5 protein-coding genes and 1 tRNA gene are annotated in these 7390 nt (G+C 68.0%); 1 reads left to right on the top strand and 5 read right to left on the bottom strand.

Annotated elements, in window-relative coordinates; translation table 11 throughout:
- Nucleotides 1-149 precede the first annotated feature (149 nt).
- From ACKOQ4_RS11435 to ACKOQ4_RS11415, 5 genes are all read right to left on the bottom strand, one after another.
- Nucleotides 150-2132, bottom strand: a complete 1983-nt coding sequence (locus tag ACKOQ4_RS11435) for a S8 family serine peptidase (protein ID WP_526291872.1) — start codon at nt 2130-2132, stop codon at nt 150-152.
- Nucleotides 2133-2720: 588 nt separating this feature from the next.
- A tRNA-Val gene (locus ACKOQ4_RS11430) sits at nt 2721-2792 on the bottom strand.
- A gap of 71 nt (nt 2793-2863) precedes the next feature.
- The gene (locus ACKOQ4_RS11425) at nt 2864-3328 is read right to left on the bottom strand and encodes a peroxiredoxin (protein ID WP_526291870.1); all 465 of its coding nucleotides are present in this window, start codon (nt 3326-3328) and stop codon (nt 2864-2866) included.
- A complete protein-coding gene (locus tag ACKOQ4_RS11420; protein ID WP_526291868.1) occupies nt 3325-3756 on the bottom strand; it encodes a DUF3052 family protein in 432 nt (143 codons plus the stop codon). The genes ACKOQ4_RS11425 and ACKOQ4_RS11420 overlap by 4 nt, the downstream gene beginning before the upstream one ends.
- 96 nt (nt 3757-3852) lie before the next feature.
- Nucleotides 3853-4422 carry an Rv2240c family protein gene (locus ACKOQ4_RS11415; protein WP_526291866.1) on the bottom strand — a complete coding sequence of 190 codons (570 nt, stop codon included), beginning with the start codon at nt 4420-4422 and terminating at the stop codon, nt 3853-3855.
- A gap of 151 nt (nt 4423-4573) precedes the next feature.
- Between ACKOQ4_RS11415 and aceE the strand changes: the two genes are divergently transcribed.
- The gene (gene aceE, locus ACKOQ4_RS11410) at nt 4574-7372 is read left to right on the top strand and encodes a pyruvate dehydrogenase (acetyl-transferring), homodimeric type (protein ID WP_526291864.1); all 2799 of its coding nucleotides are present in this window, start codon (nt 4574-4576) and stop codon (nt 7370-7372) included.
- Nucleotides 7373-7390: the final 18 nt, after the last annotated feature.

Genomic DNA, 7390 nt, shown 5'->3' with positions numbered 1-7390 from the left:
GTGTATCCCGCGGTGGACGCCGATGAGTCCTCGCCGGTGAGGTTGTCTGCGCCGTCGGGGGCCCAGTGTGCTGCTGCGGAGCCGCGGTCGGAGACGATCGACAACGACGGCAACGGGTACGTCGACGACGTCAACGGCTGGGACTTCTACTACGACGACAACGACACCGTGAACTGCGCCAGCGACGAACCCGAATCCCCCTCCGCCACACTCACACCGACCGGACTGATCGACACCACCGGCAGCGGCGGCGGCACATCGTCATTGACGATCGTCACCGTCCCCGTCACCGCAGCACCCAACTGGGCCCCCGACGGCGCAGACAAACTCACCGTGAACGTCTCATTGGGTTCCACCGCGGTATCCCCGAGAACACTCACACCCACCAGCTGGGAGGTCTGACCCGCCGCGAACGACACCGTCCCCGACACCGCCGTGAAATCCTGCCCCGCCGTCGCCGACCCACCCGCCGTCGCATACGCCACCGTCACCGGAGACGCCGACGCCGACGACAACGACACCGTGAACTGCGCCAGCGACGAACCCGAATTCCCCTCCGCCACACTCACACCGACCGGACTGATCGACACCACCGGCAAGTCGGCGAAAAGCCCCTCCAGGCTCAGCCGGCCGCCGGTGACGGTCTTGCCCGCCAGCGAGGGGGTCGGCTTCGCGTTACCCAGAATCGCGCTCCGCAGCCCCGCTGCACTGATCCCGGGATTCCGCGAGGCGTATAGCGCGAGCGCCCCCGTCACGTGCGGCGTGGCCATTGATGTGCCGCTGTAGTTGGCGTAGGTATTAGACGGAACGGTGCTGATGATTCCCGACCCGGGAGCAGCGATGTCTACGGTGGTCGCGCCGTAGCTGGAGAATGACGATAGGGCACCGGTCGATGAGATCGACGCTACCGCGATGACGGAGTCGTAGGACGCCGCCGACTCAGTCGCCGTTGCCGTCAGGGAGCTGTAGTTGCTCGGATAGGAGGCGGTCGCGTCATTGTTGGAGGTCGAGTTGCCGGCGGCGGCAACGAACAGTATGTCCGCTTTGGCCGCACGGTTGATCGCCCCTTGCATGGCGTTGCTGTAGCCGCCCCCACCCCACGAGTTGTTCACCGCGACCAGATTGACGTTGTAGCTCGACTTCAAATCGGTCAGGTAGTTCAGTGCGTCAACCGCGTCGGAGATGTAACCGCCCTGCGGACCGAGGAATTTGGCCGGAATGATCGTGGTGGTCCAGTTGACGCCGGCCACGCCGGTGCTGTTACCGCCGACCGCACCGATGGTGCCCGCGACGTGGGTGCCGTGCGCATCCTCGCCGACGTCGTAGACGGTGTTGTCGTCGTAGTAGAAGTCCCAGCCGTTGACGTCGTCGACGTACCCGTTGCCGTCGTTGTCGATGCCGTCGCCGGCCACCTCGCCGGGATTGGTCCAGATATTGGCCGCCAGATCCGGATGGGTGATCTGGATGCCCTCGTCAATGACGCCGACAACCACGTTTCGCGACCCGGTCACACCCAGTCCCCACGCCTCCTCGGCGCCGATTCCGTATTGGTTAGTGGTGCCCGCCGGACCGTAGGCGATAGGAGTGTCGTCGCTCTGCATGCCCCACAGCGCGCCGCTGGTGTAGTAGTTGTCGCTGGCGACGGCGTTGCTCGTCAATCGGTAGTTGGGTTCGACGAACGCGACCGCCGGATTCCTGGAGAGCGCCTGGATCGCTGCCGCCGTTCCGCCGGGCACGCTCAGCCGGTACACCACACCCTGGTCGGTCTTCAACATCTGCTTGGTGCCCAGCCGACCGATCACCTTCGCATTGACATTGGCCATCGCCTGCGCGCGACCGGCGGAGGTTGCCCCGGGTTTGAACCCGACGAGCACCTCGTTGGAGGCGAACGGCGGCGGCGTGGCCGGACCGCCGGCCGCCGGCGCCCGGGCCGCCGTGGCGCTCCCTGCGGCCAACGCTCCCCCGCGGCGGTTCCCGCCGATCGAACCGCGCGCGCCCGCCAGCATCGCCCACCCCAGCGGGGACTGCGGATTGGATCCGAAGAGGGCGGTCGTGATGGACGAAACCAGACCGGAGACTGCAGCGGGCCGCGCGAATCCGAAAGACATCGCCGGTGCGGGCGCTGAAGCCACCGCCGCAGCCAGCGGTAGGGCGGGGAGGCCGGCCACACCTGCCGCGGGACGGGGGTCGACGAGCGCCGGAGCACGCCTGGTCAGGGCCGGGATGTCGGCGATCCGTGCCGGACCCGCCGCCGCGGTGGATGGTGCGGACTGGGCGGCTTCACCCTGCGTTTCGGTCGTTCCCGCCGGCACTCGCGCGGACGGGGCGGAGGAACGATTGCGGGTTCGATGGCCAGACTGCGTCGGCAGGGCCGACGGGGCAGACTGCGTCGGCGGTGTCGGCCTGGCGACCCGGGCTCCGGCGCCGCGAGCTGTCCGCCGTTTTGCCGAACGCTGCCCGCCCGCGGAGTCGGTGGCGGATGCGGAATCCGATGGCGAATCCGCCGTCTCCGGCGGTGCCGCCCAGGCCGGGCCGGCGCCACCGCCAGCCAGACCGATACCCAAGCCGATACCCAAGGCCACCGCGGTGATTCCGACCCGACCTACATAAGCTGACGCGCGCATCCTCAGAGACCCCGATCCCGACTGTGCGTGGAATGCTACTCGCTGCGGCCGCCGGCGAACAGTGCTGAGGTCCCGGGCCGGGTTTCGCACGGCGAGTGGGCGTGGACGGTATCGAACCGCCGACCGCTGGTGTGTAAAACCAGAGCTCTACCACTGAGCTACACGCCCCGTGCCCGGGTCCGCTAGACGCCCGTGCCCGGGCAGGTTACCTCAGATCGGAACGCGACCTCGGATCGGATTCAGTCCCGGACCGCGCCCAGCGCCTCGGCCCACACCTTCTGATCACGCGCCTCGCCGGGCTCTTTGCACTCGGCGAACCGGACCACCCCGGAACGGTCGATCAGGAAGGTGCCGCGATTGGCAAAGCCTGCCTCGAAATTGAACACCCCGTAGGCCTGTGCCACCTCGCCGTGCGGCCAGAAGTCCGAGAGCACCGGGAAGGTGAACCCGCTTTCGGTGGCCCAGATCTTGTGGGTCGGCGACGGGCCCACCGAGATCGCCAGCGTGGCGGTCTCGTCGTTGTCGAAGCTGGGCAGGTTGTCGCGAATCTCATCGAGCTCACCCTGGCAGATGCCGGTGAACGCCAGCGGGAAGAACACCAGCAGAACGTTCTTCCTGCCGCGGAAGTCGCTGAGCGTGACGGGCTGGCCGTTCTGGTCCTTGAGGGTGAAATCCGGCGCCTCGGCACCGATCTGGAGTGTCATGAATGCCTTCCGGCCGCTTTCGACTTCGGCTGAACCAGACGGCTGCCGATCCAGTCGCCGAGATTGGCCGACGACGTCTGCATCAGCCCCGCCGTGGGCGCCGCCTCGGCGATGTCGGCCGGCACCACATGTCCGGGCTTGCCGGTCTTGGGTGTCAGCACCCAGATGATCCCGTCCTCGGCCAGCGGCGCGATGGCATCCATCAACCGGTCGACCAGGTCCCCGTCCCCGTCTCGCCACCACAGCAGCACCACGTCGATGACTTCATCGGCGTCCTCGTCGAGCAGGTCGCTGCCGCAGGCATCCTCGACATCGGCGCGGATGTCATCGTCGGTGTCGTCGTCCCAGCCCAACTCCTGGACGACCTGATCGTTGTCGATGCCCAGCCTCTGGGCGTAGTTTCGCCCGCTGTCACCCGCGGCGACCACCGTCTTGAACCTCCTCAACCTGTGACCGGCTGTCGTGCGCCTATCGTCGCATGCCGCGTCCGGTTCCTCTCGCGGTGGGCTTTTTCGGTAGTTGGTTCAGTAGGTGGCGTCGCACAGCCTCAGTGCGTCGGATCGGGTGCCGTTGAGATCGTTGACCACCCGGTTGAACTCCGACGGCTTGGCCTTGCCGGTGATGGCATCCGCCGTTGCCCGGGCGCTGTTCACCCAGGCCATGAAGACGTCCCGGACGTTGTCGGGCACGATCTGGTCGATGCTGGTCTCGACGGCGTCCGCGCTCTGACCCAGCGCGTCGACCGCCGGTCCCTCGGCGGCGGCGGTGTCGCCGCCCTCGGAATTGAAGGCGCGGACGTAGGCGTTGACCGCGTCGATGGCGTCGGCACTGGTGGTCGACAACGTCTCGCAGGTGGTGTGCACCGCCTGCGTGGTCAACGAGGCCTGCCGCTCCGATTCCCGGGCACTGGAACTGGCCGCAGACTCCGCAGACGACACCGACATCGACGTGCGATAGGCCGGAGCGTCACCGGCGTTCGCGGTGGGGTCTCCCTGGGTGACGGTGGTGCACCCGACGGCGGCCATGAAGACCACGGCCGTGCCCCCTACCAGCAATCCGGCGATGCGCAGCCCGCGCGGGTTTCCGCTCAGCACGAATGCAGACGTTACCGGGTCGGCGGCCGGATTCGCCGGTGGCGCGAAATTCCTCGGCGGCCTCGAGCACTCTGCGCCGGGATCGACACGATTACGGCACGATAGGACACGTGCCGACCCAAGACACTGCCCCAGCCACCGAGGAGCGGACGTGACCACCGATTTCGCAAGCGAACAGCGGACTCAAAGCTCCGGGGGCCCAAAAGATTCCGAGCGGGTGCGGGTCATCCGGGAGGGCGTGGCGTCCTACCTGCCCGACATCGACGCCGAGGAGACCGCGGAGTGGCTGGAATCCTTCGATGACCTGCTGGCCCGCTCCGGGCCGGCCCGCGCCCGCTACCTGATGCTGCGCCTGCTCGAGCGCGCCGGCGAACAGCGGGTGGCGATTCCCGCTCTGACCTCGACCGATTACGTCAACACCATCCCCACCGACCTGGAGCCCTGGTTCCCCGGCGACGAGGACGTCGAGCGCCGGTACCGCCGCTGGATGCGCTGGAACGCCGCGATCATGGTCCATCGGGCCCAGCGGCCCGGGGTCGGAGTGGGCGGCCACATCTCCACCTACGCCTCCTCGGCCTCGCTCTACGAGGTCGGCTTCAACCACTTCTTCCGCGGCAAGTCACACCCCGGCGGGGGCGACCAGATCTTCATCCAGGGCCACACCGCCCCCGGCATCTACGCCCGCGCCTTCCTGGAGGGCCGGCTGACCGCCGACCAACTGGACGGCTTCCGCCAGGAGCACAGCCACCCCGGCGGGGGCCTGCCCTCCTACCCGCACCCGCGGCTGATGCCGGAGTTCTGGGAGTTCCCGACGGTCTCGATGGGCCTGGGCCCGATGAACGCGATCTACCAGGCCCGGTTCAACCATTACCTGCATGACCGCGGCATCAAGGACACCTCCGATCAGCACGTCTGGGCCTTCCTGGGCGACGGGGAGATGGACGAGCCGGAGAGCCGCGGCCTGATCCAGGTGGGGGCCAACGAAGCGCTGGACAACCTCACCTTCGTGGTGAACTGCAACCTTCAGCGCCTCGACGGCCCGGTGCGCGGCAACGGCAAGATCATCCAGGAACTGGAGTCGTTCTTCCGCGGAGCCGGCTGGAACGTCATCAAGGTGGTGTGGGGCCGGGAGTGGGACGCGCTTCTGCACGCCGACAGGGACGGCGCGCTGGTCAACCTGATGAACACCACCCCCGACGGCGACTTCCAGACCTACCGCGCCAACGACGGCGCCTACGTGCGCGACCACTTCTTCGGTCGCGATCCACGCACCAAGGCCCTGGTCGCCCAGTTCTCCGACACCGAGATCTGGAGCCTCAAGCGCGGCGGCCACGACTACCGCAAGATCTACGCCGCCTACCGCGCCGCGATGGAGCACAAGGGCCAGCCCACCGTCATCCTGGCCAAGACCATCAAGGGATACACCCTCGGCTCGCACTTCCAGGGCCGTAACGCCACCCACCAGATGAAGAAGCTGACGCTGCAGGACCTCAAGGATTTCCGCGACGAGATGCGCATCCCGATCAGCGACGCCGAACTCGAGGAGAACCCCTACCTGCCGCCCTACTATCACCCTGGTCCGGAGGCCCCGGAGATCCGCTACCTGCTGGACCGCCGCACCGCCCTGGGCGGCTTCCTGCCGCAGCGGCGCAACACCTCCAAGGCCCTGACCCTGCCCCCGCGCGAGGTCTACAAGCCGCTCAAGGGCGGCTCCGGAAACCAGGAGGTGGCCACCACCATGGCGGTCGTCCGGGTCTTCAAGGAACTGCTGCGCGAATCCGGGGACAACGCCGTCGGTAAGCGCATCGTGCCGATCATCCCCGACGAGGCCCGGACCTTCGGCATGGACTCCTGGTTCCCGACGCTGAAGATCTACAACCGCAACGGTCAGCTCTACACCGCCGTCGACGCCCAACTCATGCTGGCCTACAAGGAAAGCCCGACCGGCCAGATCCTGCACGAGGGCATCAACGAGGCCGGCTCGTGCGCGTCGTTCACCGCGGTCGGCACCTCCTACTCGACGCACAACGAGCCGATGATCCCGATCTACATCTTCTACTCGATGTTCGGTTTCCAGCGCACCGGCGACAGCTTCTGGGCCGCCGCCGACCAGATGGCCCGCGGGTTCGTGCTCGGCGCGACGGCCGGGCGGACCACCCTGACCGGCGAGGGCCTGCAGCACGCCGACGGCCACTCCCAGTTGCTGGCCTCCACCAACCCCGCCGTGGTGGCCTACGACCCGGCGTTCGCCTACGAACTGGCCTACATCGTCGAAAGCGGGCTGGCCCGGATGTTCGGGGAGAACCCGGAGAACGTGTACTTCTACATCACGATCTACAACGAGCCCTACGTCCAGCCCGCCGAGCCGGAGAACCTCGACGTCGAGCAGTTGCTGCGCGGGATGTACCGATTCCGGGCGGCGTCGGAGAAACGCAGCAGCGCGGCCCAGATCCTGGCCTCCGGCGTGGCCATGCCCGACGCGCTGCGCGCCGCGGACATGCTGGCCGAGCGCTGGGACGTGGCGGCCGACGTGTGGTCGGTGACGAGTTGGAACGAACTGCACCGCGACGGCCTGGCGATCGAGAGGGAACGCCTGCGCCACCCGGAGAGGGAGGTGCGCACCCCCTTCGTCACCGAGATGCTCAGCAGAGCAGCCGGTCCGGTGGTGGCGGTCTCGGACTGGATGCGGGCGGTGCCCGAGCAGATCCGGCAATGGGTGCCGGGCACGTATGTGACGCTGGGCACCGACGGCTTCGGCTTCTCCGACCCCCGCCCGGCCGCCCGCCGGTACTTCAACACCGACGCTGAGTCGGTGGTGGTCGCGGTGCTCGAGGCGCTGGCCCGCGACGGCGAGATCGACCCGTCGGTGGCCATCGCGGCGGCCCGGGAGTACCGGATCGACGACGTGCTGGCCGCCCCGGAGCAGACGTCCGACTCCGGCGTGGCCTAAGGCCGACCCGGCCCGCAC

The organism is Mycobacterium sp. (genome assembly GCF_046095365.1).
GTDB lineage: Bacteria > Actinomycetota > Actinomycetes > Mycobacteriales > Mycobacteriaceae > Mycobacterium.
Note: the sequence above shows the minus strand (reverse complement) of the source record. Positions and strands in the feature narration are given on the sequence as shown.

Coding starts and splice junctions, on each gene's coding strand:
- ACKOQ4_RS11425 (WP_526291870.1), bottom strand. CDS start 3,328: ATGACACTCCAGATCGGTGCCGAGGCGCCGGATTTCACCCTCAAGGAC.